Consider the following 25,841-nt stretch of genomic DNA (forward strand, 5'->3'; position numbering starts at 1 on the left):
TTACTTCTTGGACGACGGGTGCTTGGGCCGCTGCTGGCCCTTGCGCTGTCCGGACTTGGGCTGCTGGCGTGCGGAGCCTGAGGCAGGCTTGCCCGGTTTGGCGTCCTGCGGGGTGTCCTTCTGCAGCGAAGGCTTCGAGGCCGAGTCGGCGGCATCAGCATCAGTGTCCTTCACCGCGCCCGGGTGGGCAGCGGCGGACTGACGCTTCGCCTTGGTCTGGCGCTTGGGCTGCTGCCGCCTCTGAGCGGCGCCGCCCTCGGCCTCGGCCTCGGCGACGTCGCTCTTGGTCACCGTGCCGTCGGCCTGAGCGGCGAAGCCCGCTTTGGCAAGCCCAGAGATGAACCGGCGCTCGTTCTCGTTGCGGTCCGGGCCCTTGGCCACGATCGCCTGGATCACGTTCCGCTTCCGCCGCGACTTGACCTCGCTGTGAACGGTCACGCCCTTCAGCAGACGCTGCAGGTAGTGGTCCTGAGCCTTGCTGCCCGGCGTCGGGTTCTGGTTGATCACGAACATCTGCTGGCCCATGGTCCACACGTTGGTGGTCAGCCAGTAGATGAGGACACCGACGGGGAAGTTGATACCCATCACGGCGAAGATGACCGGGAAGATGTACATCAGCATCTTCTGCTGCTGCATGTACGGCGTCTTGACCGTCAGGTCGACGTTCTTCTGCATCAGCTGGCGCTGCGTGTAGAACTGCGACGCCGACATCATGATGATCATGACCGCGGTGACAATGCGCACATCGGTCAGCGAGGCACCGAGGGCAGCGACCTCCGACGTACTGTCCGTGAACTTCGACGCAAGCGGGGCACCGAAGATGTGTGCCTGTCGCGCACTGTCCAGCAGCGACTCATTGATGACGCCGATGGTCTTGCCCGAGGCGATGCTGGAGAGCACGTGGTACAGAGCGAAGAAGAACGGCGACTGCGCGAGGATCGGAAGACACGAGGAGAGCGGGTTGGTGCCCGTCTCCTTGTACAGCTTCATCATCTCTTCGGACTGACGCTGCTTGTCGCTCTTGTAGCGCTCCTGGATCGCCTTCATCTTCGGCTGGAGCGCCTGCATGTTCCGGGTCGACTTGATCTGCTTCACAAAGAGCGGGATCAGACAGATCCGGATGAGGATCACCAGCGACACGATGGACAGTCCCCAGGCCCAGCCCGTGTTGGGGCCGAAGAGCGCCCCGTAGACGGTGTGGAACTGGACGATGACCCACGAAACAGGTGTGGTGATAAAGCTGAAGAGACTGGCAATCGTGTCCACTAATCAGGCTCCTTGAGCATTTGGCGAGGTCTCTGCTGCCGGACTCGGGGGTTCGGGGGCCGACTCCCGGGGAGGCACATCGGCGGCGGAGTGCCCGCCCTTGCTGCCACGCAAGGCATCACGCAGCAGTTCGTGCCAACGCGGATGCTTGCGCGGCGGCACATGGTCCACGCCACCCGGCGACCATGGATTGCATCGCAGGATGCGCCAGGCGGTCAGCACGGTGCCCTTGACCGCGCCATGCCGGTCGATGGCTGTATATCCGTAGTGAGAACACGACGGGTAATACCTGCAGACAGGGCCCAGCAGCGGGCTGATCGTCCACTGGTACAACTTGATCAGAGCCAGCAGCGGGTACTTCATCGCGCGCCCCCTCCCAGCAGCCGCTGGAGGGCGGCATCCAGGTCTCGGGCCAGCTGTTCATAAGCGGCGTCGCCCGCACCGGGCAGCGCCCGTACGACCACCAGGCTACCGGGGGGCAGCTCGGGGAGCCGTTCCCGTATCAGGTGGCGCAGTCTCCGCTTGACCTTGTTGCGTACGACTGCGCCGCCCACGGCCTTGCTCACGACGAAACCCGCACACGTCGGGGGAGCGCTCTCCCCAGGCGCGTGCGGGTCCGTTGCACCGCTGTGTAGATGGACGACGAGGAGCGGGCGACCGGCCCTGCGTCCCCGGCGTACCGCGGTCGCGAAGTCCTCGCGCCGCCTCAGCCGATTCTCGGTAGGCAGCACGTCATGACCTGTAAGCGATCAGGCGGACAGGCTGGCGCGACCCTTGCCACGGCGGTTCGCAAGAATCGCGCGGCCGGCACGGGTACGCATGCGCAGACGGAAGCCGTGGGTCTTGGCACGACGACGGTTGTTCGGCTGGAAGGTGCGCTTGCTCACTCGGGGGCTCCAGAAATGATTCGTAGATGGCGGGACATCGCCTGGCTGTCACCGTGCGCCCACGAGTAGCTCGCGTATACGCCCGAGTGCACCGCTTCACGATCACAGACCGTGATCTTTGCCCATCGGAGGCAGGCGGCAGCAGCCATCGACAACTCGACCTGGTCACGGTACGCGCGGCTACGCCATCCGGTCAAACCAGCCCCATGACGGGGTCCACTATGCACAGGCTGTGGACAACAACTTGTACCGCGCGGCCCGGCCTGACTACCGTGGCTGAACTCCAAGTCCTTTCCTGCCTGTCTTCCCATCCCGTCCCGAGAACCACACATTCGTGGGAAGGGACCTGTGAGAGAGCGTGCCTTGTGGCTGACGTACCTGCCGATCTTGCCGCAGTGTGGCCACGAGTGCTGGAGCAGCTCCTCGCGGAGGGCCAGCAGGGCATCGAACCCAAGGACAAGCAGTGGATCGAGCGCTGCCAGCCCCTCGCGCTGGTGGCCGACACCGCTCTTCTCGCCGTTCCCAATGAATGGGGCAAGCGCGTCCTCGAAGGCCGGCTCGCCCCATTGATCAGCGAGACCCTCAGCCGTGAGTGCGGACGTCCGATCCGAATCGCCATCACCGTCGACGACTCGGTGGGCGAGCCGGCCCCGCAGACGCCGGCGCAACAGCAGCAGGCGCCCCGCTACCAGGGACAGCACGACGAACCCCGCCAGAACGACCCTTACGAGGGCTACGGGCACCGGCCCGGCGACGACGGACTGCCCACCGTCCGCCCTGCCTACCCCGAATACCAGCAGCACCAGCAGCAGCGACCGGAACCCGGCGCCTGGCCGCGTACCCAGGAGGACCTGTCCTGGCAGCAGCCGCGTCTCGGCGGCTTCCAGGACCGCGAGCCGTCCGCGGAGCAATGGCGCGAGCCGTACGCGACCTCCCGGCCGCGCCAGCCGCAGCACGACTACCGGCAGCCGCAACCGCCCGAGCGCCAGCAGTACGAGCAGCAGCGACCGGAGCGGCACGAGCTGCCTGAGCGCCAGGCCCCGCACCGCGGCGCTCCCGGAGGAGCACCCGGACCGCTGGGCGCGCAGCCGTCGCCGGCGCCCCGTCCCGGTGAGCCGCAAGCCCGCCTCAACCCGAAGTATCTCTTCGACACCTTCGTCATCGGTGCGTCCAACCGGTTCGCGCACGCCGCGGCCGTCGCGGTCGCCGAGGCGCCGGCCAAGGCGTACAACCCCCTCTTCATCTACGGGGAGTCGGGACTCGGAAAGACCCACCTGCTGCATGCCATCGGGCACTACGCGCGCAGCCTCTACCCCGGCACGCGGGTGCGGTATGTCAGCTCCGAGGAGTTCACGAACGAGTTCATCAACTCGATCCGCGACGGCAAGGGTGACACCTTCCGCAAGCGCTACCGCGATGTGGACATCCTGCTGGTCGACGACATCCAGTTCCTGGCGAGCAAGGAGTCGACGCAGGAGGAGTTCTTCCATACGTTCAATACGCTCCACAACGCCAACAAGCAGATCGTGCTCTCCTCCGACCGGCCGCCCAAGCAGCTGGTGACGCTGGAGGACCGGCTTCGGAACCGCTTCGAGTGGGGTCTGACCACCGACGTACAGCCGCCGGAGCTGGAGACGCGGATCGCCATCCTGCGCAAGAAGGCGGTGCAGGAGCAGCTCAACGCTCCGCCGGAGGTGCTGGAGTTCATCGCCTCGCGGATCTCCCGCAATATCCGCGAGCTGGAGGGTGCGCTGATCCGGGTGACTGCGTTCGCGTCACTCAACCGGCAGCCGGTGGACCTCGGGCTCACCGAGATCGTCCTGAAGGACTTGATCCCGGGTGGGGAAGACTCGGCCCCCGAGATCACCGCCAGTGCGATCATGGCGGCGACCGCCGACTACTTCGGTCTGACGGTGGAGGATCTCTGCGGATCCTCGCGCAGCCGGGTGCTGGTGACGGCACGCCAGATCGCCATGTACCTCTGCCGTGAGCTCACCGACCTGTCGCTGCCGAAGATCGGTGCGCAGTTCGGCGGCCGCGACCACACGACCGTGATGCATGCGGACCGCAAGATCCGTGCGCTGATGGCCGAGCGGCGCTCCATCTACAACCAGGTCACCGAGCTCACCAACCGCATCAAGAACGGCTGACAGGCCGGCACAGCAACCACTGAAGAGGCCTTCGAGGGCGCTCCGGGACGAAATCCCGGGGCGCCCTTTCTGCGTTCCGCAGCCGCCCCGCGGATGTGCGGTGTTCGAATACGCCGCCGCGGGGCGCGTTCTCCACAGATCTGGGGACGATCTTCCATCCACAGCCTGGGGACTGGGAAGTTGTCCAGATTGCATCCACAGGGGCGGTTGCCGAGACTTCATCACCGGAGGTCAGACGGCTGTGGATTTGTGGCCAACTCTGTTCCACAGGCTGTGGACACAGAAACCGTCCACAGGACGTGATCGATGTTGTCCACCGGCGACCCACAGGCTATGCCGCGTTGCCCACAGCTTCTCCACACCCCTGTCCACTGTTCGGCAACGAACCAGCAGGTCTCACCGTGTCGAGTGAAAGGCGTCACACCAACGAGGTCGGTTGGGCTGTGGGGAACCTGGGTAAAGCTGGGGACAGCGCTGGGGAGAAGTCCCCTCAGGCTGTGCATCGGATGTGCAGAACTTTCGGGCGTCCACAGAAGAGCCGGGTTGTCCACCGGCTCCACCCACAGGCCCGGTGGACAAAAAAACGGGTCTGACCTGCACAGATGACGTTATCCACGGTTTCCACAGGCCCTACTACTACTCCCACCTAGAGTTACCGGGAAATTCGCTTCGAAGAAGGCCCTGTGCACAACTGCGGCCCGGAGCGTCCAGCACCTCTTGCGACGACTTGACCCCGACCCGCACCGACTGTCGGTGCCGTACGTCAGACTGGTCCCCGGCGACACAGCCGACGACGAAGGCCAGCAGGGCGAGCGAGCAACAGCAGGAGGCGGTTCCGGTGAAGATCCGGGTGGAGCGCGATGTACTCGCGGAGGCGGTGGCCTGGGTGGCCCGCAGCCTTCCGGCCCGTCCGCCGGCGCCCGTACTCGCGGGCCTTCTTCTGAAGGCGGAGGACGGTGCCCTCAGCTTCTCGAGCTTCGACTACGAGGTCTCGGCCCGTGTCTCGGTGGAGGCGGAGGTGGATGAGGACGGCACCGTTCTGGTCTCCGGCCGACTGCTTGCCGACATCTGCCGCGCTCTCCCCAACCGCCCGGTGGAGATTTCCACAGACGGTGTACGAGCGACCGTGGTCTGCGGCTCCTCGCGGTTCACACTCCACACGCTGCCTGTGGAGGAGTACCCGGCGCTGCCGCAGATGCCGACCGCGACGGGCACCGTGCCCGGTGAGGTCTTCGCCTCTGCCGCCGCCCAGGTGGCCATCGCCGCCGGTCGCGACGACACGCTCCCCGTCCTCACCGGCGTACGCATCGAGATCGAGGGCGACAACGTCACTCTGGCGTCCACCGACCGTTACCGCTTCGCCGTCCGCGAGTTCCTGTGGAAGCCGGAGAACCCGGATGCGTCCGCCGTGGCGCTGGTGCCCGCCAAGACGCTGCTGGACACCGCCAAGGCGCTGACCAGCGGTGACACGGTCACACTGGCGCTCTCCGGCTCGGGTGCGGGCGAAGGGCTGATCGGTTTCGAGGGCGCCGGGCGACGGACCACTACCCGACTGCTCGAAGGCGATCTGCCGAAGTACCGCACGCTCTTCCCCACTGAGTTCAACTCGATCGCTGTCATCGAGACCGCGCCCTTCGTGGAGGCTGTCAAGCGTGTGGCGCTCGTCGCCGAGCGGAACACCCCGGTGCGGCTCAGCTTCGAGCAGGGTGTGCTGATCCTCGAAGCCGGTTCCAGCGACGATGCACAGGCTGTGGAGCGTGTCGACGCGAACCTCGACGGCGACGACATCTCGATCGCCTTCAACCCGACCTTCCTGCTCGACGGTCTGAGCGCCATCGACTCGCCGGTCGCCCAGCTGTCCTTCACCACCTCGACCAAGCCCGCGCTGCTGAGCGGCAAGCCGGCTGTGGATGCCGAGGCCGACGAGGCGTACAAGTACCTGATCATGCCCGTCCGGCTGTCCGGCTGAGCCTCCCGATCGGGCTGAGACGGTGTGACCCCGACGGGCCTGCTTCCACCCGAGCAGGCCCGTCGGGCCGTGCGTACCGGCCGGGCGTAGGCTCAATGCCGGGTACGAATCGGCATACAACGCTTAAGGAATCTGTGATGGAGCTCGGTCTCGTCGGCCTTGGCAAGATGGGCGGCAATATGCGCGAGCGCATCCGCCGCGCAGGCCACACTGTCATCGGCTACGACCGCAACCCGGACCTCGCCGATGTCCACAGCCTCGAGGAGCTTGTGGGCAAGCTGAAGGCCCCGCGAGTCGTGTGGGTGATGGTCCCGGCCGGCGCCGCGACCCAGTCCACCGTCGACGAGCTCGCCGATCTGCTCGAGCCTGGCGACGTGGTGGTGGACGGCGGCAACTCCCGCTGGACGGACGACGAGAAGCACGCGGTCGAGCTGGGCATCAAGCGCATCGGCTTCGTCGACTGCGGTGTCTCCGGCGGTGTCTGGGGCCTGGAGAACGGCTATGCGCTGATGTACGGCGGCGAGGCCGAGCACGTCGCGAAGGTCCAGCCGATCTTCGATGCGCTCAAGCCCGAGGGTGACTTCGGCGCGGTTCACGCGGGCAAGGTCGGCGCCGGTCACTTCGCCAAGATGGTTCACAACGGCATCGAGTACGCCATGATGCAGGCCTACGCCGAGGGCTGGGAGCTCCTGGAGAAGGTCCACTCCGTCACCGACGTACGCGAGGTATTCCGCTCCTGGCAGGCGGGCACGGTCATCCGTTCCTGGCTGCTCGACCTGGCGGTCAACGCGCTGGACGAGGACGAGCACCTGGAGAAGCTGCGCGGTTATGCACAGGACTCCGGCGAGGGCCGGTGGACTGTGGAAGCCGCGATCGACAACGCCGTGCCGCTGCCTGCGATCACCGCGGCGCTGTTCGCGCGGTTCGCGTCCCGTCAGGACGACTCCCCGCAGATGAAGATGATCGCGGCGCTGCGCAACCAGTTCGGCGGCCACGCGGTGGAGAGCAAGTAACCCTGAGCCGGGGGAGGTCGGCGTACATCCATGCACGTCACGCATTTGTCGCTGGCCGACTTCCGCTCGTACGCCCGGGTCGAGGTCCCACTCGACCCGGGCGTCACCGCGTTCGTGGGGCCGAACGGGCAGGGCAAGACGAATCTCGTCGAGGCGGTCGGCTATCTCGCGACGCTGGCCAGCCATCGGGTCTCGTCGGACGCTCCGCTGGTACGGATGGGGGCCGACCGCGCCGTCATCCGGGCTGCCGTCACGCAGGGCGAGCGCTCCCAGCTGATCGAGCTGGAGCTCAACCCTGGGAAGGCGAACCGAGCCCGTATCAACAGGTCTTCACAGGTCAGACCTCGTGATGTGCTGGGGATAGTACGGACGGTGCTGTTCGCGCCCGAGGATCTGGCGCTGGTGAAGGGCGATCCCGGCGAGCGGCGACGATTCCTCGACGAGCTGGTCACGGCGCGGTCGCCGCGGATGGCCGGGGTACGTTCGGACTATGAGCGGGTGCTCAAGCAGCGCAACACGCTGCTGAAGTCGGCAGCGATGGCGCGACGGCACGGCGGACGCGGGATGGATCTGTCGACGCTGGATGTGTGGGACCAGCATCTGGCGAGGGTGGGGGCGGAGCTGCTGGCACAGCGCATCGATCTGATCGCCGCGATGCAGCCGCTGGCGGACAAGGCGTACGAGGCGCTGGCGCCGGGGGGCGGGCCGGTTGCGCTGGAGTACCGTTCCTCCTCTGCCGGCGGCGGGGTCGGTGCGCACGGTCGCGACGAGCTGTACGCACAGCTGATCGGCGCGCTTGCGGAGGTGCGCAAGCAGGAGATCGAGCGGGGTGTGACGCTGGTCGGTCCGCACCGCGATGAGCTGGTGCTCAAGCTGGGGCAGCTGCCGGCGAAGGGGTACGCCAGTCATGGCGAGTCCTGGTCCTACGCGCTGGCGCTGCGGCTGGCTTCGTACGAGCTGCTGCGGGCCGAAGGCAATGAGCCGGTGCTCGTCCTGGATGACGTCTTCGCGGAGCTGGACACGCGGCGCCGGGAGCGGCTCGCGGAACTGGTGGCTCCGGGCGAGCAGGTGCTGGTGACGGCGGCGGTCGACGACGATGTGCCGGGGGTGCTGGCCGGGGCGCGTTTCACGGTGGCCGACGGGGAGGTGGAGCGCGTATGAGCGACAGGCCGGTGGGGTCCGGGGAGCCCGTGGAGTCGCCGAAGGTGCCCGAGTCGTCGGGCGTTGACCTGGCGCGGGTCGCGCTGCGCGCGGCGAAGGAACAGGCGAAGGCGCAGGGTGCGGCGGCTCAGCAGAAGAAGCAGGCCAGGCGGGGCGGCGGGCTGAGGTCGGGCGCGCGGGCGGACGGGCGTGATCCGCTGCCGCTCGGGGCTGCGATCAACCGACTGATCACCGAGCGGGGCTGGGAGACGCCGGCCGCGGTGGGCGGGGTGATGGGGCGCTGGCCGCAGATCGTGGGCCCGGACCTGGCGAACCACTGCGTGCCGCAGAAGTACGACGAGGACGAGCGTGTGCTGACCGTGCAGTGCGACTCGACGGCGTGGGCGACGCAGCTGCGGTTGCTGGCGCCGCGGCTGGTGGCGCGGCTGAACGAAGACCTGGGGCAGGGGACCGTAAAGCTGATCAAGGTGCTGGGGCCGGGTGGGCCGCCGCGGCGGTATGGGCCGTTGAGGGCGCCGGGGAGTGTGGGGCCGGGCGACACGTACGGCTGAGGGGGCCGTCTCCCCTTGCCCGCCCCTTCCCGAAACCGGGGGCTGCTGCGCCCCCGGGCCCCAGAACGCGGGGCTGCGCGCCGAGCCTGCTTTGTGCGGGCTTCGCGCCGAGATCCGACGTGGGGGTGGGGCGACTGCGCGTTGCTGCGGCGGCTTCGTGCCGCGGTAACGCCGGATGTCGCAGGTCGCCATTCATACCCGTCGCGGCGGCTTCCCGCCGCGACAGCCCCGCCCTACCGCTTTGTGCCGGGGCTCCGTGCCCCACTCGCCGGCACTGGTCTCGTGGTCGCTCCGGGGCCGTTCGCGGTGGCTTCGTGCTGTGAGCAGTCCTCCGTACCGCGTGCGGCCAGGCGCCCCTGCCCGATGGCGGGGGTGGTCTTCCCTGCAACCGCGGCAGTGACCCCGCCCGTGCCTGCTTTCCGCCAGGCCCGTGCCCCGCACGGTTTCCGGGAGCCCATCCCGCGCCCGTCGCGACAGCTTCGCGCCGCAGCAGCCCCGGCGCGCCCCCCTGTGCGCCGAGCTCGCCCCCGGAGCCCTCCCCCAGCCGTCGCCCCGCCGAACGCCGCCGCATCCCTGGGCAGGACGAGGCGGGAGAAAACGGGCGAGACATGTGAGGTGTCCCTCACGGTAGCGAGTGGTTGACAGGCCGAAGCGCTCAACGCCTGCGTGAGCCTCCTGAAGCCCCTTCCCGGATATGGGGAGTCGGACCGACATGGTTCAGGGCGGCACATGCGGACTCAGCTACCGGCAAACCCCCATTCGGGTCGGCGGTACCGGTAGACTGGTGAACAATCCCGCCTAGTCGCGGAACATGTCGAACGACGCAGCCGCTCCCGCTTGCCCGGAGAACGGCTTGTGCTGTGCCAGAAAGGGCGCTTCGTGGCCGATTCCGGCAACCCCAACGAGAACATTCCGTCCACTCCTGCCGGCGGCAACGGCGAGGTCACAGCCTCGTACGACGCCAGCGCGATCACCGTCCTCGAGGGTCTGGACGCGGTCCGCAAGCGCCCCGGCATGTACATCGGCTCGACCGGTGAGCGTGGACTCCACCACCTTGTGTACGAGGTCGTCGACAACTCCGTCGACGAGGCCCTCGCCGGGCACGCGAACACCATCGACGTCACGGTCCTTGCGGACGGTGGCGTACGCGTGATCGACAACGGTCGCGGTATCCCGGTGGACATCGTCCCGTCCGAGGGCAAGCCGGCCGTCGAGGTCGTGCTGACCGTTCTGCACGCGGGCGGCAAGTTCGGCGGCGGCGGCTACGCCGTCTCCGGCGGACTGCACGGTGTCGGTGTATCGGTCGTCAACGCCCTGTCGTCCAGGGTCTCCGTAGAGGTCAAGCGCGACGGCTACCGCTGGACGCAGGACTACAAGCTCGGTGTGCCCACCGCGCCGCTGTCGCGGAACGAGCCCACCGACGAGACCGGCACCACGGTCACCTTCTGGTCTGATGCGGACATCTTCGAGACGACCGACTACTCCTTCGAGACGCTCTCCCGCCGTTTCCAGGAGATGGCCTTCCTCAACAAGGGCCTGACCCTGAAGCTGACGGACGAGCGCGAGTCGGCGAAGGCCACCGTTGGTGCCGACGCCCCCGAGGAGCCGGACGAGGAGCCGCCCGCCCGCACGGTGGCGTACTACTACGAAGGCGGCATCGTCGACTTCGTCAAGTACCTCAACTCGCGCAAGGGCGAGCTGATCCACCCGACCGTCATCGACATCGAGGCCGAGGACAAGGAGCGTCTGCTCTCGGCCGAGATCGCCATGCAGTGGAACTCGCAGTACACCGAGGGTGTGTACTCCTTCGCGAACACGATCCACACGCATGAGGGCGGTACGCACGAGGAGGGCTTCCGTGCGGCCATGACAGGTCTGGTCAACCGGTACGCGCGCGAGAAGAAGTACCTGCGCGAGAAGGACGACAACCTGGCGGGCGAGGACATCCGCGAGGGTCTCACCGCGATCATCTCGGTCAAGCTGGGCGAGCCGCAGTTCGAGGGCCAGACCAAGACCAAGCTGGGCAACACCGAGGCGAAGACCTTCGTCCAGAAGGTCGTGCACGAGCACCTCACCGACTGGTTCGACCGCAACCCCAACGAGGCCGCGGACATCATCCGCAAGGCCATCCAGGCGCAGACGGCGCGTGTCGCGGCCCGCAAGGCGCGTGACCTGACCCGCCGCAAGGGCCTGCTGGAGTCGGCGTCGCTGCCGGGCAAGCTGAGCGACTGCCAGTCGAACGACCCGACGAAGTGCGAGATCTTCATCGTCGAGGGTGACTCCGCCGGTGGTTCGGCGAAGTCCGGCCGCAACCCGATGTACCAGGCGATCCTGCCCATCCGAGGCAAGATCCTGAACGTCGAGAAGGCACGGATCGACAAGATCCTGCAGAACACCGAGGTCCAGGCGCTGATCTCGGCCTTCGGCACCGGAGTCCACGAGGACTTCGACATCGAGAAGCTCCGCTATCACAAGATCATTCTGATGGCGGACGCCGACGTCGACGGCCAGCACATCAACACCCTGCTGCTGACCTTCCTGTTCCGCTTCATGCGGCCGCTGGTCGAGGCCGGGCACGTCTATCTCTCGCGCCCGCCGCTCTACAAGATCAAGTGGGGTCGGGACGACTTCGAGTACGCGTACTCGGACCGTGAGCGCGACGCGCTCGTCGAGCTCGGCAAGCAGAACGGCAAGCGGATCAAGGAAGACTCGATCCAGCGCTTCAAGGGTCTCGGCGAGATGAACGCCGAGGAGCTGCGTATCACCACGATGGACGTGGACCACCGTGTGCTCGGCCAGGTCACGCTGGACGACGCGGCACAGGCCGACGACCTGTTCTCCGTGCTGATGGGCGAGGACGTCGAGGCGAGGCGCTCGTTCATCCAGCGCAACGCCAAGGACGTCCGCTTCCTCGACATCTGAGTCGGTCTCAGCTGACCGCTTCGAAAGGATCTTGACCAGCAATGGCCGACGAGAACACTCCCGCCATCACTGAAGAAGAAGAGCAGGTACTGCGGATCGAGCCCGTCGGGCTCGAGACGGAGATGCAGCGCTCGTATCTCGACTACGCGATGTCCGTCATCGTCTCGCGTGCGCTGCCCGACGTACGGGACGGTCTCAAGCCCGTCCACCGCCGTGTGCTCTACGCGATGTACGACGGCGGCTACCGGCCCGAGAAGGGCTTCTACAAGTGCGCCCGTGTCGTCGGCGACGTCATGGGTACGTACCACCCGCACGGCGACTCCTCGATCTACGACGCCCTGGTCCGGCTGGCCCAGCCGTGGTCGATGCGCATGCCGCTGGTGGACTCCAACGGCAACTTCGGTTCCCCGGGCAACGACCCGGCCGCAGCCATGCGGTACACCGAGTGCAAGCTGATGCCGCAGTCGATGGAGATGCTCCGGGACATCGACGAGGAGACCGTCGACTTCCAGGACAACTACGACGGCCGCAACCAGGAGCCTACGGTCCTGCCGGCGCGCTTCCCGAACCTCCTGGTCAACGGCTCGGCCGGCATCGCGGTCGGTATGGCGACCAACATCCCGCCGCACAATCTGCGCGAGGTCGCGGCCGGCGCGCAGTGGGCGCTGGAGCACCCGGAGGCTACGCACGAGGAGTTGCTCGACGCGCTCATCGAGCGGATCAAGGGTCCTGACTTCCCGTCCGGTGCCCTGGTCGTGGGCCGCAAGGGCATCGAGGAGGCGTACCGCACCGGTCGTGGCTCCATCACGATGCGCGCGGTCGTCGAGGTCGAGGAGATCCAGAACCGCCAGTGCCTGGTGGTCACGGAGCTTCCGTACCAGACCAACCCGGACAATCTCGCGCAGAAGATCGCCGACCTGGTGAAGGACGCCAAGATCGGCGGCATCGCGGATGTACGGGACGAGACCTCGTCCCGTACCGGCCAGCGCCTGGTCATCGTGCTCAAGCGGGACGCCGTCGCCAAGGTCGTGCTGAACAACCTCTACAAGCACACCGATCTCCAGACGAACTTCGGCGCGAACATGCTGGCGCTGGTCGACGGCGTGCCGCGCACGCTGTCGCTGGACGCCTTCATCCGCCACTGGGTGCACCACCAGATCGAGGTCATCGTCCGGCGCACGAAGTTCCGTCTGCGCAAGGCGGAGGAGCGGGCGCACATCCTGCGCGGTCTGCTCAAGGCGCTGGACGCGATCGACGAGGTCATCGCGCTGATCCGGCGCAGTGACACGGTCGAGATCGCGCGCGAGGGCCTGATGGGTCTGCTCTCGATCGACGAGATCCAGGCCAACGCCATCCTCGAGATGCAGCTGCGCCGACTGGCAGCCCTGGAGCGGCAGAAGATCGTCGCCGAGCACGACGACCTGCAGGCCAAGATCAATGAGTACAACGCGATCCTGGCCTCGCCCGAGAAGCAGCGTCAGATCGTCAGCGAGGAACTGAACGTCATCGTCGAGAAGTTCGGCGACGACCGGCGTTCCAAGCTGGTGCCCTTCGACGGTGACATGTCCATCGAGGACCTGATCGCCGAGGAGGACATCGTCGTCACCATCTCGCGTGGTGGCTATGTGAAGCGTACGAAGACGGACGACTACCGCTCGCAGAAGCGCGGCGGCAAGGGCGTACGCGGTACGAAGCTGAAGGAAGACGACATCGTCGACCACTTCTTCGTCTCGACGACGCACCACTGGCTGCTGTTCTTCACCAACAAGGGCCGCGTCTACCGCGCCAAGGCGTACGAGCTTCCCGACGCAGGCCGGGACGCGCGCGGCCAGCATGTCGCCAACCTGCTGGCCTTCCAGCCGGACGAGCAGATCGCCGAGATCCTGGCGATCCGCGACTACGACGCCGCGCCCTATCTGGTGCTCGCCACCAAGGGCGGTCTGGTGAAGAAGACGCCGCTCAAGGACTACGACTCGCCCCGATCGGGCGGTGTCATCGCGATCAACCTCCGGGAGACGGAGGACGGCAGCGACGACGAGCTGATCGGCGCGGAGCTGGTGTCGGCGGAGGACGATCTGCTGCTCATCAGCAGGAAGGCGCAGTCGATCCGGTTCACCGCAACGGACGATGCGCTGCGTCCGATGGGGCGGGCGACATCGGGTGTGAAGGGGATGAGTTTCCGTGAGGGAGACGAGCTCCTCTCGATGAATGTTGTCCGGCCGGGTACGTTCGTGTTCACTGCCACCGACGGCGGGTACGCGAAGCGGACCGCTGTCGACGACTATCGCGTCCAGGGTCGTGGCGGCCTCGGTATCAAGGCCGCCAAGATCGTGGAGGACCGCGGTTCGCTCGTGGGTGCGCTGGTGGTCGAGGAGACTGATGAGATCCTCGCCATCACGCTCGGCGGCGGTGTGATTCGTACGCGAGTCAATGAAGTCAGGGAGACGGGCCGTGACACCATGGGCGTCCAACTGATCAACCTGGGCAAGCGCGATGCCGTGGTCGGTATCGCTCGTAACGCCGAGGCCGGTCGTGAGGCCGTAGAGGTCGAAGGGACCGTAGAGGCCGACGTTGAGACGGCCGAGGCGGCAGTCGAGGGCACTGAGCCCTCGGCCGGGGAGCACGAGGAGTAAAGCGTGAGTGGAGCCACGGGCGCCGGATCGGCCGCTTCCGGAGCGAGCGGTGCCCGTGGCCCTGCCGCGGATTCCCAGGGGGTTACGGTGGCGGGCGCCCGGGGGCCCCAGCCCCCGTACGAGACATACGGCGGCGAGCAGCCGGCGCAGCCGTACCACCCGCCCCAGGCGTATCCCTCGCCGCCGGGCATGGACCAGGCGCAGGGCGGACAGCAGGCGGGCACCGCTGTGCGGCGGCCGCGGACCGGGGCGCGTACGACGCCGCGCACCCGCAAGGCGCGGCTGCGGGTGGCCAAGGCCGACCCGTGGTCGGTGATGAAGGTCAGTTTCCTGCTCTCCATCGCGCTGGGCATCTGCACCGTGATCGCGGCCGCGGTGCTGTGGATGGTCATGGACGCTATGGGCGTCTTCTCCACGGTCGGCGGGACGATCAGCGAGGCCACCGGCTCGAACGAGAGCAATGGTTTCGATCTTCAGTCGTTCCTGTCGCTGCCGCGGGTGCTGGTCTTCACCTCGGTCATCGCGGTGATCGATGTGGTGCTGGCCACAGCGCTGGCGACGCTCGGGGCGTTCATCTACAACCTGTCCGCTGGTTTCGTCGGCGGTGTCGAGCTCACGCTGGCGGAGGACGAGTAACCGATTTTGGCGCTGCCAGGCACGTGCGCTAATCTTCAGAGGTCAGCGCAGAGCGCGGCGGGGCTATAGCTCAGTTGGTTAGAGCGCATCCCTGATAAGGATGAGGCCACAGGTTCAAATCCTGTTAGCCCCACCAGCCGAAAGACCCCCAGGTGATCAAGCCTGGGGGTCTTTTGCATCAGTAGCCGACATCAGCCGATGAGCGGATCTTCCGATGGTCGGTGAGCAGAGCCACAGCCTCACGCCGATCGCTCGCCCGCCATCTTCCGCTCGAGCTCCAGCAGGAACGCCGTTCCTCCAGCGCGCCGGCACACAACTTGAGCAGGGTCAGCACGGCCTGATACGACTCGGTCGTGAGGTCTGTCGGCACCAGGCCGTCGCCATCGCGCTGTACCTGTCGTGGTCCTGATGAACGACTACCACGAGCGGGCCCGGATCGACTTCGGCATCCCCCGAGATGCCGTCCCCCACGGTGCTCGTCGGGCGCACGCACCGTGTCAGGCCCGGTGTTTTCCCAACATCAGCGCCTGACAACAACAGGCACGAACGGCGACGGTTACGGCCGAACCCAAGCGGCCACCTGCCCAGGTGAAACGGCTGCATCCCTTGGCGTAGCAGGGGTGAGACCGACCTGACAAGGATGAGGCCACAGGTTCAAACCCCGTTGGTCCCCCAGTTGTGTTTCGGCCCGGACGGAGATTCTCCGTCCGGGCCGATCGCTTTCTCCGAAGCCGTAGTTGGGGCGCACGCAGGTCACCGATCGGTATCGGTCGGTGTGTATAGTCGGGCGCCAGAAGTCCTCATACGTCAAGGAAAGACGAGGTCGCGCGGTGAAGAAGCTTCTCCTGGTCGCACTGGCCGCCATCGGCGGGCTCCTCGTGTACCGCCAGATCCAGGCGGATCGCGCCGAGCAGGATCTGTGGACGGAGGCGACCGACTCCGTGCCCGCAGGTTCGGGTGTGTGAGACGCAGCAGTCTTGGATCACTGAGCCCCGGTCGCAGAAGCGGCCGGGGCTTCGTGTTGCCCGGGCCAGGGTGGCCGGTGCTGTTGCGGGACCGTGACAACGCCCCTCTTGAGTTCACCTACGCAAATCACTAGGTTGCAAGAGCAAACTTTGGGGTTTCGGAGGGGGACACGGGTGAAGGCACGACTGGGCTGCCGGGCGACGGTGGCAACGATCAGCGTGGCACTGCTCGTCCTGGCGGTCGGGCCGCTGTCCGCGGCGAGCGCGGCGGGGCAGGCAGAGGCGGGGCGGGCAGCGCAGCCTCGGCAGGCAGGGCAGCAGGCAGAGACGCCGGACGGAAAGAGCGGCCTCGTGATGGTGCTCGACTCCTCCGGCTCCATGGCCGACGACGACGGCACGGGCCGGACCCGGATGGAATCCGCCCGCACGGCCGTCGGAACCGTCGTGGACGCCCTTCCGGACGGCTTTCCCACCGGCCTGCGGGTCTACGGCGCCGATCGGCCCAAGGGCTGCACCGACACCCGACTGGCCCGGCCCGTGCGGCCACTGGACCGGGCGGCCATGAAGCAGGCTGTGGGCGCCGTACGACCCAAGGGCGACACTCCCATCGGGCTGTCACTGCGGAAGGCCGCCCAGGACCTGCCGAAGTCCGCGGACGGCGCGATCGGGACACGCACGATCCTGCTGATCTCCGACGGCGAGGACAACTGCGGCTCCCCCCAGCCCTGCGAGGTTGCCGAGCAGCTCTCCAAGGACGGTGCAGGGCTGCGTATAGACGCCGTCGGCTTCCAGGTGCGGGGCGCGGCACGGCAGCAGCTGGAGTGCATCGCGAAGGCGGGCAACGGCCGCTACTACGACGCGCCGGACGCCAAAGCGCTCGCCCGCCAGCTGCAGCGCTCCGCACAGCTGTCCGCGGCCGGCTACCGCTTCCGCGGCAAGCCGGCCGAGGGCGCGCTGAAGCGGAACGCGGCCCCCGCTCTCGTACCGGGGCAGTATCTGGACACCATCGGACCCGGCGAGCAGCGCTACTACGCGGTCGACCTGGACGCCGGATCGACTGCGGACTTCTCGGCGACGGCGGTGCCTCAGCCCGGGGCGGCGGTCGACACCTTCGACGTCCTGCGCACCAGCATCGCGTACGGCACCGACAGTTCCTGCGGGAGCAGCACCGAGCGCTTCTTCCAGAAGGAGGGCGCGACCCCGCTGACCTCCGCAGTCGCCCGGATCCCGAGCGATAAGGGCACAGGCGGCTGTGACAGGGCCGGACGGTACTGGCTGGTCGTCGAGCGGGAGAGCAAGAAGAACTCGGACGCCGCGCGCTGGCCGCTGGAACTGACGTACGGGAACGAGAAGCCCCTGGCCAAGGATGTGACGCCCGCTCAGTCGCAGCCGGAGTACGGGCAGGGCGACAAGGACGCCCTGCTGCCGACCGGGGACCCTCGGGACGTGACGGGCGGCACCGGCTTCAACGACGCCAAGGAACTCGGGCAAGGCGTGTGGCGGGACAAGATCCTGCCGTCGCAGACGCTCTGGTACAAGGTCCCGGTCGGCTGGGGGCAGCAGCTCCGGTACGACGTGGAGTTCGCCAACGAGCCGAGCGTGGAAGGCTCTTCCTCCGTCTGGTCCTACGGAGCCACGCAGGTCTTCACGCCGGACCGGGCGCCGGTCGGCGGCGGCACCGGGGAGTTCAGCCCGCAGAGCATCTACAACGGCCGGCCCATGGCGCTGGAGATGGGCACTGTGCCGGTTGCCTGGACCAACCGCCACGAGTCCAGCCCCAACGTCGTCCCGGTGCACACCAGAGGCGGTTTCTACATCGCCGTCACGCTGGGTGCGAAGGCGGCCGAAATCGCCGAGAACCCCCACATCGGTGTGGTGGTAAGGGTGGCGGTGCTGGGCGACGAACTGGCAGGGCCGCAGCACGACGCTCCCGCCCTGGCGAAGAAGGCGGACAAGCAGGGTGATTCGGCCGCCCGCGAAGACAGCGAAGCGGCCGCCGGGGCAGGATGGACCGGCACTGAGGCCGCGACGGCCGCAGGCGGCGCGGTCATCCTGGTCGCGATCCTCGTACTCGTACTGGTGCGGCGCAGGTCAGCCATGAGTACGGGCGCCGATGCGGTCACACACACGGCCACGGACACGGGTACCGACACAACAAGGAGAAGCGCGTGAAGAGGCAGCGCGGCAGAGGCCGGGTGACGCTGGCCTGCATGGCGGCGATGTGCGCGGTGGCGGCGCTGTCCGGGCCGTCATGGGCGGCCGGCGAACCCAATCCGTACTCCTTCGACAGCGCGGCGAAGCCCGTCCAGGGCACGGCGTCCAACACCGCCGGGCCGCCCCTCAAGGCCGGATCGACCTACAAGGACTCGATCAGACGCGGCGAGAAGCGTTACTACCGCGTCGATCTGGACGACAGGACCAACGCGTACATCTCTGCGACGGCCGTCCCGAAGCTGGCCACGAAGGTTGCGTACTCGGACAAGCTCACGGTGAGCATCGAGGACCGCTCGGGCGTCAAGTGCAGTGACAAGTACGCCCAGTTCGGCTCCGCCGAGTACGCCCGGCCGGTCGCCGCCTACGCGTACCGGACGATCGACAAGGAGAGCAGCAACTGCCAGGAGGCCGGCACGTACTACGTTCTCCTGGAGCGGACCAGCGATGTGACCTCCACGCCCGAGGCATGGGACGTCGAGATGCGTTTCGCCTCCGAGCCCGGGCTCAAGGAGGCCGCTCCTACCGCACCGGCCGAGAACTGGCCCTCCGCATCTCCGGCGGCTCCCGCGGGCGGCCCGAAGAAGCGCACGGGCGGAACGAGTTTTTCCGACGCCACTAGCCTGAAGGAGGGCGAGTGGCAGGACGAGATCACCCCGGGCCAGACGCTCTTCTACCGGGTGCCGGTGGACTGGGGGCAGCAGATCTTCGCCAGCGCCGACCTCGGTACCAGCACGGCGCCCGACAGTGCCCAGAGCGTCAGTCAGGCGCTCGTGCTGGCCTTGCACAACCCCGCCCGCGGGTACGTGCAGAACAACGGGAACGTCTACTACGACGGCAAGCAGAAGTCGGTCGCGCTCGACCCGCTGCCTCCGGTGGCATACGAGAACCGGTACGACTCCGACAGTTCCACCAGCGCCATGCGCTTCGCCGGCTGGTACTACCTGTCGGTCACTCTCAACCCGGAAATCGCCCAGGAGTACGGCAAGAAGGCGATTCCGCTGACTCTTCGGGTGAACGTCGAGGGCGCGGCGACGGGTGCTCCGGCGTACGCGGGGCCGGCCGGGGACTTCCAGGTCACCCAGGAGGACGAAGAGGCCGCGGACAGCGGGAAGAGCGCTCCTGAGGCGGCGAAGAGCGACACGATGAAGCTGGTCGCCGCTGCCGGGATCGGCGCGGGGGCCGTGCTGGTGCTGGGGCTCGGGGCGTGGATGCTGCTCGCGCGGCGGCGGCCGGCTGCGGTGCCGACTGCGCCCGCTCAGTTCCCGGCTCATGGGCAGGTGCCCGGGCAGGTGCCGACGCACGGGCAGACGCCGACGCAGGGGCAGACGCCGGGGCAAGGTCAGGGCCAGGGCCAGGCGTCCGGCCAGGCGCCGGGGCAGTACGGCTCGCCCCCCGCCTGGTAGTTCGGGCCTGGCGGCTCAGGCCTGGGTCAGCGCCCAGATGCCGACCGCGAAACAGAGCAGCGCAATGATCAGCACCGGGACCGCAACCTTCGGGGGCGGTCCCGGCCGCTTGTGGGCCGTCTGCGGAACCGGCACGTGTGGGAGCGGAACCTGCGGGCTCTGAGCGGTGTAAGCACGAGTAAGAGCTTGTTCGTACTGCACCGGGGCAGTGGGGGCGGTCTGACCGGTCGGGGACTGCGCGGGCTGTTCGGGCGCGGGGGCGTAAAGAGGGGAGGCGCTGTGCACCGGTACGGGGGTGGGGGTCGGTGTTGGTTCCGTGGCCGCAGGCATGGGGGGAGGAGTGGACGGCTGCGCCGTGTACGGGAGTTGTGCGGGCGGCTGCTGAGGTGGCGGCGCCAGATGGAAGCTGCCCGTCTCCGACGGCGGAAGCGGCTGCTGCGCGGGAGCCTGGACAGACTGTTGCACGGGGGCCTGGGGCCGCTGAGCTGCCTGGGGGGCAGCGACAGGACCGGTGGGGCCGAATCCGGCGGGAAGCGGGCCGATCTGGTCGAAGACCTCGACCGGCTCGTCATCGGCACCTGTGTCCGGAAGCAGCTCGACGGCAGCCGTGAGCGCCTTGCGCGCCCCCGTGGCGGTACGGAACCTCACCTGCGGATCGGGCTGCAACAGACCGGCCAGCACCTGCCACAGCGGTTCCGGGATGCCTTGGGGTGCGCCCGGAGTGCCGTGGTTGGCGAAGTGCTCGACAAGAGCCCTGGAGTCGGGCTTCTGGCCCTGGAGGAGATAGAGCGCGACCAGACCGACCGCGAAGAGATCCGCCGTGAAGTCCGGCTCCGCGCCGAGCATCTGCTCGGGCGCGAAGTAACCGGGCGTGCCCACCACATAGTTGGTCTCGGTCAGCCGCGGTTCGCCCTTGCGCATGGAGATCCCGAAGTCGGACAGCCGCAGATGCGGCCGCCCGGCTCCAGTGGCCTCGAGCAGGATGTTGGCCGGCTTGATGTCGCGGTGCACGACCCCCTCCGCGTGCACCGCGGCCAGTCCGGACAGCAGCTGATCGAGCAGGGTGCAGACAAAGCGGGGCGGCAGTGGACCGTAGTCGCCGATGACGTGCGCCAGCGACCCACCGCTCACCAGATCCATGGTGAACAGCACCTTGTCGTCGTCCGCGGCCCAGCTGGCCGGGGCGAGTACATGAGGATGATCGATCCGCAGGGCCTGCTCGCGGACGAAGCGCAGCAGCGTGTGCGCATCGCTCTGCTGGAGGACCTTGGCTGCCACATAGCGACGCCGCCGGTGGTCCCAGGCACGCCAGACCGCGCCGACACCACCGCGTCCGATCGGGTCGATCAGTTCGTACCGACCAGCGAAAACCTCACCCATCGCGCTGCGCCCGCTCCCCGTTCCCTAGTGAGGCCGTCTGCCTCGGTCAGCTCTGGTGCGACTCGTAGTGGGCGACCGCGTCGGCGGTGCGCCCCGCGCCGTACACCCGGAGGAACTCTGCCAGCTCGGGGTGGCTCGGTGCGAGGGAGTCCGCCGCATCGATGATGTCGCCCGCGGCCGCCACCGACCGCAGCAGCGACTGGATCTCGCGTACGACACGGCGCACCGTCGGCGCACCCGAGCTGCTGGTGCTCTGGCTGGTGCCGGTCAGAACGGAGCCGCCCTGGGACTTCTTGACCTCTTCCATCCGGTCGGTGGCCTCGGCGGCGCTGACACTGCCGTCGGCGACCTGACTCGCCAAATCCTGCAGCGCCTGGACCCGTTGGACCACCGCGGGGTTACCGATCTTGGCGCGCTGGCCGCTCATCAGCTGGGAGAGCATGGGAGCCGACAACCCGAGTACCGACGCGAGCCGGGCCTGGTTCAGACCGAGATCATCGATGAGCCGGCGGAAGAGCGCCCCCAGCGGCTCTCCGTACCAGCTGCGCTGCAGCTCTCTGGCTCTGGCGGTCGTTTCCTGCTGAGCTGCGTCCATTGCGTCTCCCCATCGCTTCCCCAAAGCGGGCTTCGCTGCTGCGAACCACGTCGAGCATCTTACGGAGAGTGGTCGCCCACCGGGAGTCCCAATCCTTTTGCAGGATCCGGGGGGTGACCCGGTACTCTGGTCTGCGGCGGTGGCCGAGGCAGGTATCTGCTCGGTCCTACCCAACCCTTCCGGGGCCTTAGCTCAGTTGGTAGAGCGCTGTCTTTGCATGGCAGATGTCAGGGGTTCGACTCCCCTAGGCTCCACAGCACCGAAGGCGCTCCGACCTGTCCAGGACAGGTCGGAGCGCCTTTTTGCTGGCTTGCGGCCGGCTCACGCGGCGGATCAGGCCATCACTGGACCGTCCGGGTGGTGTTCATCCGAAGAACTGCCCAGCGGCGGCGTCGCTCCCCCACTTCTCGAGATGCGTACACATCATGAGAAAGGTATGTAGATCGCTCAACCCGAAAGCGAGGGGTCATGACCGCCTGCAAGGTCAAGAATCTGTGGACCGCATTCATTGCCGCGTTCTTTGCGCTGCTTGCCTCGATGGGACTGACCACCGCGGCCACCGCCGCGCAGCAGCCCGCCCCGCAGACACCGGATCAGCCGGCCCTGCCGAGCCTGCCGAAGCAGATGCGTGCGCAAGCCCTACGGACGACGTTGCCCGCGCCGAGTACGCGATGGAGCCCGACGCCACGCGACAGGTCACTGCCGCCCACGATCAAGCAGCGTATTCGCGCCGAAGCCCACGGCTCCTCGCCCGCCACCCGGCATCTCCACGCGATCGACGCCGATGCCGACGACTCACCGGGCTGCGCCTCCGGGGCCGCGTCCACCGCCGGGTCCGGGCCCGCCTCCGCGTCCGCCCCGGAACCGGCGCTCGCCGCCGCATGAGGCGCCGGGAGCACTCACATCTCCCGGCGCCACTGGCCACAGGGGCGGTATGCGGTCAGCGGAGATCGTCGCGATCCCCAGCCTCCGCCTCGTTCTGCTTAGCCTGCACCTCAGGGTCGAGATCATCCTGTCCACTGCCGTCGACGGACGACAGCGGGGCGCGGTCGGAGACCTCCGTGGCAGCAGGCGGTTCCACCAGCCAATCGGGGTTGGCCTGCTTGTCCCACCACTTCCAAGCGGCGACAGCTCCACCGGCCAGCACGCCGATGACGGCGAGACCCTTCGCGAGCCGTGCGGCCTTGGACCGCCGTTCGTGCTTCCTCACCAGCTTCTGAATCTCCTTGGCCGTCACCTGTCCGCGCAATGCGGCCAGCGCGGCAGCCGAGCGGGCCATGGCCTCCTCCCGTACAGGCTGAGCGACCGCCACCGCGTGCTCGACACGCGGAACGGTGTAGTCCGCCGCCTGACGAGCGGCCTTCCGAGCCTTGTGCGCGGCTCGGTGCGCGGCCTTGTCCACTTTCGGCGGCACATGCGGCGCGACAAATACGTCGTACTGAACACGGGCCTGACCAGCGGCCTTCGAGACTGTGGGCGCCAGCCGTTCGCGGGCCTCCTGCGCATAATGCGCGGCCTGCTCCTTGGCCGTCCCGGCGTAGGGCGCCACCACTTCCGCGGCGTGCAGGACGCTCTCCTTCGCCGTACCGGTCGCGGCGCGCACGCTGTCCATGCGGGTCACGGGATCCTCCTCATCGGTGGCGTTCTGGGGGTCTGGGGTTTATTCCCAGTTGGGCACAGTTTCGCCTTTCCACCCGTTTGAAAATCATGCCTGTTGAGTGCCGCCTCGGCATGTGGGGCGGGCATCCGGGTCATGTAGGGAGCTTGCGGACGACGATGCCACGGTTCGCCTCATAACGCGCCGCTCCGGCGATGACTCGGCGGCTTTTATCCGTAGGCGTCTCCCCCGTGCGAGGATCGACGGACCTCAGAGAAGACTTACGGAAGGCAGATCGTGGCCGAGCAGCTTTACGCCACCTTGAAGACCAACCAAGGTGACATCGAAATCCGGCTTCTGCCGAACCACGCGCCCAAGACCGTCAAGAACTTTGTCGAGCTCGCCCAGGGCGAGCGTGAGTGGACCCACCCGGCGACCGGCAAGAAGTCCACGGACAGGCTGTACGACGGTACGGTTTTCCACCGTGTGATCGGCGGCTTCATGATCCAGGGCGGCGACCCGCTCGGCAACGGCACCGGCGGCCCGGGCTACGAGTTCCAGGACGAGTTCCACCCGGACCTCGCCTTCGACAAGCCGTACCTGCTCGCCATGGCCAATGCCGGCCCGGCCACCAACGGCTCGCAGTTCTTCATCACCGTGTCGCCCACCGCCTGGCTGACCCGCAAGCACACCATCTTCGGTGAGGTCAGCAACGACGCGGGCAAGAAGGTCGTGGACGCCATCGCGGGCGCCCAGACCAACCCGCGCACCGACCGCCCGCTCAACGACGTCGTGATCCAGTCGGTCGTCGTCGAGACCCGCGAAGGCTGATCCCCGGGGCCTGGCCCCCGGGTGCGGCCTCGGACGTGAGCCCGGGCTCGGCCCTGCGCCGATTCTGAGTGTGAGCCCGGGCTTGGTCCCCAGGGGAACCATTTCGCGCCGCCCGTCCGTAAGGATGGACGGGCGGTGTGTTGAGTCAGGGAGATTGAGGGGACCTCATGGACCAGGCGTCAGGCAGTCCACAGGAGCCGCAGGACGCGCACGGCCTGCCGAGCTGCTACCGGCATCCGGGTCGCGATACGGGCATCCGCTGCACCCGCTGCGAGCGGCCGATCTGCACGGACTGCATGGTCAGCGCATCGGTCGGATTCCAGTGCCCGGAGTGCGTGCGTACCGGATCGGGCACGGGGCACGCACCGTCCGCGAACCAGCCGCGGACGGTCGCCGGGGGTTCTGTCGCCACTGATCCGCGACTGTTGACCAAGATCCTGATCGGGCTCAACCTGGCCGTCTTCCTGGTGCAGCTGTCGGTCGGGGACCGATTCACCGACCAGTTCGACTTGATCGGGCGGGCCTTCGTCCCGGAGCTCGGATCGGTCGAGGGCGTCGCCGAAGGACAGTGGTATCGCCTGGTGACGGCGATGTTCCTGCACGGCGGCTACGTCCACATCGCCTTCAACATGCTCAGCCTGTGGTGGATCGGTGGCCCGCTGGAAGCTGCCCTGGGCCGCGTCCGCTACCTCGCCCTCTATCTGCTCTCCGGCCTGGCGGGCAGTGCGCTGACGTATCTGATCGCCGGCTCGAACGTGCCGTCGCTGGGCGCCTCGGGTGCCATCTTCGGACTGTTCGGCGCGACCGCCGTTCTCATGCGCCGGCTGAACTACGACATGCGGCCGGTCATCGCGCTGCTGGTGATCAACCTGATCTTCACCTTCGGGTGGGCCAACATCGCGTGGCAGGCCCACGTCGGCGGGCTCGTTGCCGGTGTCGTGATCGGGTACGCCATGGTGCACGCGCCGGCTGAGCGCCGCACCCTCGTCCAGGTCGGGACCTGTGCACTTGTCCTTCTGGCGACGGTGGGGATGGTGCTGGCCAGGACCGCTTCGCTCACCTGAGCGTGACCTTTCCCCAAAGTTGTCCACAGCGTGTGTCGGATCTTGTGCATGCTGTGGGGAACAAGCGTGCCCCTTGTCGCTGAGCTGGGCTTTCCCAGGAGAGACAAGGGGCGGGTCGCTTCACCAACATGGCCGATGCAGTCACACTGGCGTCAACGCTCCGAGAGTTATCCACAGATCGTCAGACCTTTTCCCCTGCTGTGGACAACGCTGTGGATAACCTCAGGGCAGAGCTTGACGGGCGGGCTGCGAAACGGCTACTTCCACTGGGTGGAGACGCCGAAGCCGGCGGCGATGAAGCCGAAGCCGGCGACGATGTTCCAGTTGCCGAAGCTCTTGATCGGCAGATCGCCCTCGGTCACATAGAAGAGAACGATCCAGGCGAGCCCGATGAGGAACATCGCGAGCATCACCGGTGCGACCCAGCTGCGGCTTGTCAGCTTTATGCTCGTCGCCTGCTTCGATGCCGGCGGCGGCGTGAAGTCGGCCTTCTTGCGGATACGTGACTTCGGCACGAGGGACTCTCCTGTCGATGCGCTGCGTGACCGCGCAGGGAACTGTGGCTGGCGCCGGGGCTGGAGCGAGGGGGAACACTGCTGCCCCC

The 25,841-nt window shown here is 67.5% G+C and carries 22 protein-coding genes and 2 tRNA genes; 16 read left to right on the top strand and 8 right to left on the bottom strand.

Going from position 1 to position 25,841, the window contains the following annotated elements; all coding sequences use genetic code 11:
• Genes yidC through rpmH form a run of 4 tightly spaced genes read right to left on the bottom strand, consistent with a single transcriptional unit; the run spans position 1 to position 2,153 of the window.
• Positions 1–1,266 carry a membrane protein insertase YidC gene (gene yidC, locus ACWDZ6_RS04425; protein ID WP_451501629.1) on the bottom strand — a complete coding sequence of 422 codons (1,266 nt, stop codon included), beginning with the start codon at positions 1,264–1,266 and terminating at the stop codon, positions 1–3.
• A gap of 3 nt (positions 1,267–1,269) precedes the next feature.
• A complete protein-coding gene (gene yidD, locus ACWDZ6_RS04430) occupies positions 1,270–1,629 on the bottom strand; it encodes a membrane protein insertion efficiency factor YidD (RefSeq protein WP_351453947.1) in 360 nt (119 codons plus the stop codon).
• On the bottom strand, positions 1,626–1,997 hold the full coding sequence (gene rnpA / locus ACWDZ6_RS04435) for a ribonuclease P protein component (protein WP_326651147.1): 372 nt from the start codon (positions 1,995–1,997) through the stop codon (positions 1,626–1,628). The genes yidD and rnpA overlap by 4 nt, the downstream gene beginning before the upstream one ends.
• Before the next feature lie 18 nt (positions 1,998–2,015).
• On the bottom strand, positions 2,016–2,153 hold the full coding sequence (rpmH, locus tag ACWDZ6_RS04440) for a 50S ribosomal protein L34 (RefSeq protein ID WP_006381191.1): 138 nt from the start codon (positions 2,151–2,153) through the stop codon (positions 2,016–2,018).
• Positions 2,154–2,518: 365 nt separating this feature from the next.
• On the opposite strand from rpmH, the gene dnaA reads away from it, so the two are divergent.
• From dnaA to ACWDZ6_RS04500, 12 genes are all read left to right on the top strand, one after another.
• Positions 2,519–4,303 carry a chromosomal replication initiator protein DnaA gene (gene dnaA, locus ACWDZ6_RS04445; protein WP_451501630.1) on the top strand — a complete coding sequence of 595 codons (1,785 nt, stop codon included), beginning with the start codon at positions 2,519–2,521 and terminating at the stop codon, positions 4,301–4,303.
• A gap of 838 nt (positions 4,304–5,141) precedes the next feature.
• Complete coding sequence (gene dnaN / locus ACWDZ6_RS04450; protein WP_366731420.1) at positions 5,142–6,272, top strand: DNA polymerase III subunit beta; 1,131 nt, start codon at positions 5,142–5,144, stop codon at positions 6,270–6,272.
• A 137-nt stretch (positions 6,273–6,409) separates the two neighbouring features.
• Positions 6,410–7,285 carry a phosphogluconate dehydrogenase (NAD(+)-dependent, decarboxylating) gene (gnd, locus tag ACWDZ6_RS04455; RefSeq protein ID WP_326651151.1) on the top strand — a complete coding sequence of 292 codons (876 nt, stop codon included), beginning with the start codon at positions 6,410–6,412 and terminating at the stop codon, positions 7,283–7,285.
• Between the two features lie 30 nt (positions 7,286–7,315).
• Positions 7,316–8,446: a DNA replication/repair protein RecF gene (recF, locus tag ACWDZ6_RS04460; protein ID WP_451501631.1), complete on the top strand. Its 1,131-nt coding sequence runs from the start codon at positions 7,316–7,318 to the stop codon at positions 8,444–8,446.
• A complete protein-coding gene (locus ACWDZ6_RS04465; RefSeq protein WP_451501632.1) occupies positions 8,443–8,997 on the top strand; it encodes a DUF721 domain-containing protein in 555 nt (184 codons plus the stop codon). The genes recF and ACWDZ6_RS04465 overlap by 4 nt, the downstream gene beginning before the upstream one ends.
• A gap of 855 nt (positions 8,998–9,852) precedes the next feature.
• Positions 9,853–11,919, top strand: coding sequence for a DNA topoisomerase (ATP-hydrolyzing) subunit B (gene gyrB / locus ACWDZ6_RS04470; RefSeq protein ID WP_451501633.1), 2,067 nt, complete (start codon positions 9,853–9,855; stop codon positions 11,917–11,919).
• A gap of 41 nt (positions 11,920–11,960) precedes the next feature.
• Positions 11,961–14,552, top strand: coding sequence for a DNA gyrase subunit A (gene gyrA / locus ACWDZ6_RS04475; RefSeq protein ID WP_451501634.1), 2,592 nt, complete (start codon positions 11,961–11,963; stop codon positions 14,550–14,552).
• Positions 14,553–14,639: 87 nt separating this feature from the next.
• Positions 14,640–15,188: a DUF3566 domain-containing protein gene (locus ACWDZ6_RS04480; RefSeq protein WP_451501909.1), complete on the top strand. Its 549-nt coding sequence runs from the start codon at positions 14,640–14,642 to the stop codon at positions 15,186–15,188.
• Positions 15,189–15,247: 59 nt separating this feature from the next.
• Positions 15,248–15,324: transfer RNA gene (locus ACWDZ6_RS04485), tRNA-Ile, on the top strand.
• 694 nt (positions 15,325–16,018) lie between these two features.
• Entirely contained in the window at positions 16,019–16,153 is a 135-nt protein-coding gene (locus ACWDZ6_RS04490) for a DLW-39 family protein (RefSeq protein WP_003958712.1), read from the top strand.
• Positions 16,154–16,327: 174 nt separating this feature from the next.
• Entirely contained in the window at positions 16,328–18,325 is a 1,998-nt protein-coding gene (locus tag ACWDZ6_RS04495) for a vWA domain-containing protein (RefSeq protein ID WP_451501635.1), read from the top strand.
• Complete coding sequence (locus ACWDZ6_RS04500) at positions 18,322–19,770, top strand: hypothetical protein (RefSeq protein ID WP_451501636.1); 1,449 nt, start codon at positions 18,322–18,324, stop codon at positions 19,768–19,770. Before ACWDZ6_RS04495 ends, ACWDZ6_RS04500 begins: the two co-directional genes overlap by 4 nt.
• Before the next feature lie 15 nt (positions 19,771–19,785).
• Here ACWDZ6_RS04500 and ACWDZ6_RS04505 read toward each other — a convergent pair whose 3' ends face one another.
• Both ACWDZ6_RS04505 and ACWDZ6_RS04510 read right to left on the bottom strand, forming a co-directional pair.
• A complete protein-coding gene (locus ACWDZ6_RS04505; RefSeq protein ID WP_451501637.1) occupies positions 19,786–21,150 on the bottom strand; it encodes a protein kinase domain-containing protein in 1,365 nt (454 codons plus the stop codon).
• A 46-nt stretch (positions 21,151–21,196) separates the two neighbouring features.
• Positions 21,197–21,745 carry a helix-turn-helix domain-containing protein gene (locus ACWDZ6_RS04510; protein WP_326651161.1) on the bottom strand — a complete coding sequence of 183 codons (549 nt, stop codon included), beginning with the start codon at positions 21,743–21,745 and terminating at the stop codon, positions 21,197–21,199.
• A 181-nt stretch (positions 21,746–21,926) separates the two neighbouring features.
• Between ACWDZ6_RS04510 and ACWDZ6_RS04515 the strand changes: the two genes are divergently transcribed.
• Both ACWDZ6_RS04515 and ACWDZ6_RS04520 read left to right on the top strand, forming a co-directional pair.
• Positions 21,927–21,999, top strand: a tRNA-Ala gene (locus ACWDZ6_RS04515).
• Positions 22,000–22,213: 214 nt separating this feature from the next.
• Positions 22,214–22,630, top strand: a complete 417-nt coding sequence (locus ACWDZ6_RS04520) for a DUF6344 domain-containing protein (protein ID WP_451501638.1) — start codon at positions 22,214–22,216, stop codon at positions 22,628–22,630.
• Between the two features lie 55 nt (positions 22,631–22,685).
• Here the strand turns inward: ACWDZ6_RS04520 and ACWDZ6_RS04525 are convergent, their stop codons facing one another.
• Positions 22,686–23,366 (bottom strand): DUF5324 family protein, encoded by a 681-nt coding sequence (locus ACWDZ6_RS04525; RefSeq protein ID WP_366731431.1) that lies wholly within the window; start codon positions 23,364–23,366, stop codon positions 22,686–22,688.
• Between the two features lie 273 nt (positions 23,367–23,639).
• Here ACWDZ6_RS04525 and ACWDZ6_RS04530 point away from each other — a divergent pair, with 273 nt between their 5' ends.
• The gene (locus ACWDZ6_RS04530) at positions 23,640–24,173 is read left to right on the top strand and encodes a peptidylprolyl isomerase (protein WP_326651164.1); all 534 of its coding nucleotides are present in this window, start codon (positions 23,640–23,642) and stop codon (positions 24,171–24,173) included.
• 167 nt (positions 24,174–24,340) lie between these two features.
• A complete protein-coding gene (locus tag ACWDZ6_RS04535; protein WP_451501639.1) occupies positions 24,341–25,237 on the top strand; it encodes a rhomboid family intramembrane serine protease in 897 nt (298 codons plus the stop codon).
• A 257-nt stretch (positions 25,238–25,494) separates the two neighbouring features.
• Here ACWDZ6_RS04535 and crgA read toward each other — a convergent pair whose 3' ends face one another.
• Positions 25,495–25,752 carry a cell division protein CrgA gene (gene crgA / locus ACWDZ6_RS04540; RefSeq protein ID WP_326651166.1) on the bottom strand — a complete coding sequence of 86 codons (258 nt, stop codon included), beginning with the start codon at positions 25,750–25,752 and terminating at the stop codon, positions 25,495–25,497.
• Positions 25,753–25,841 lie beyond the last annotated feature (89 nt).

It is taken from the genome of Streptomyces sp. NPDC002926, assembly GCF_053591755.1.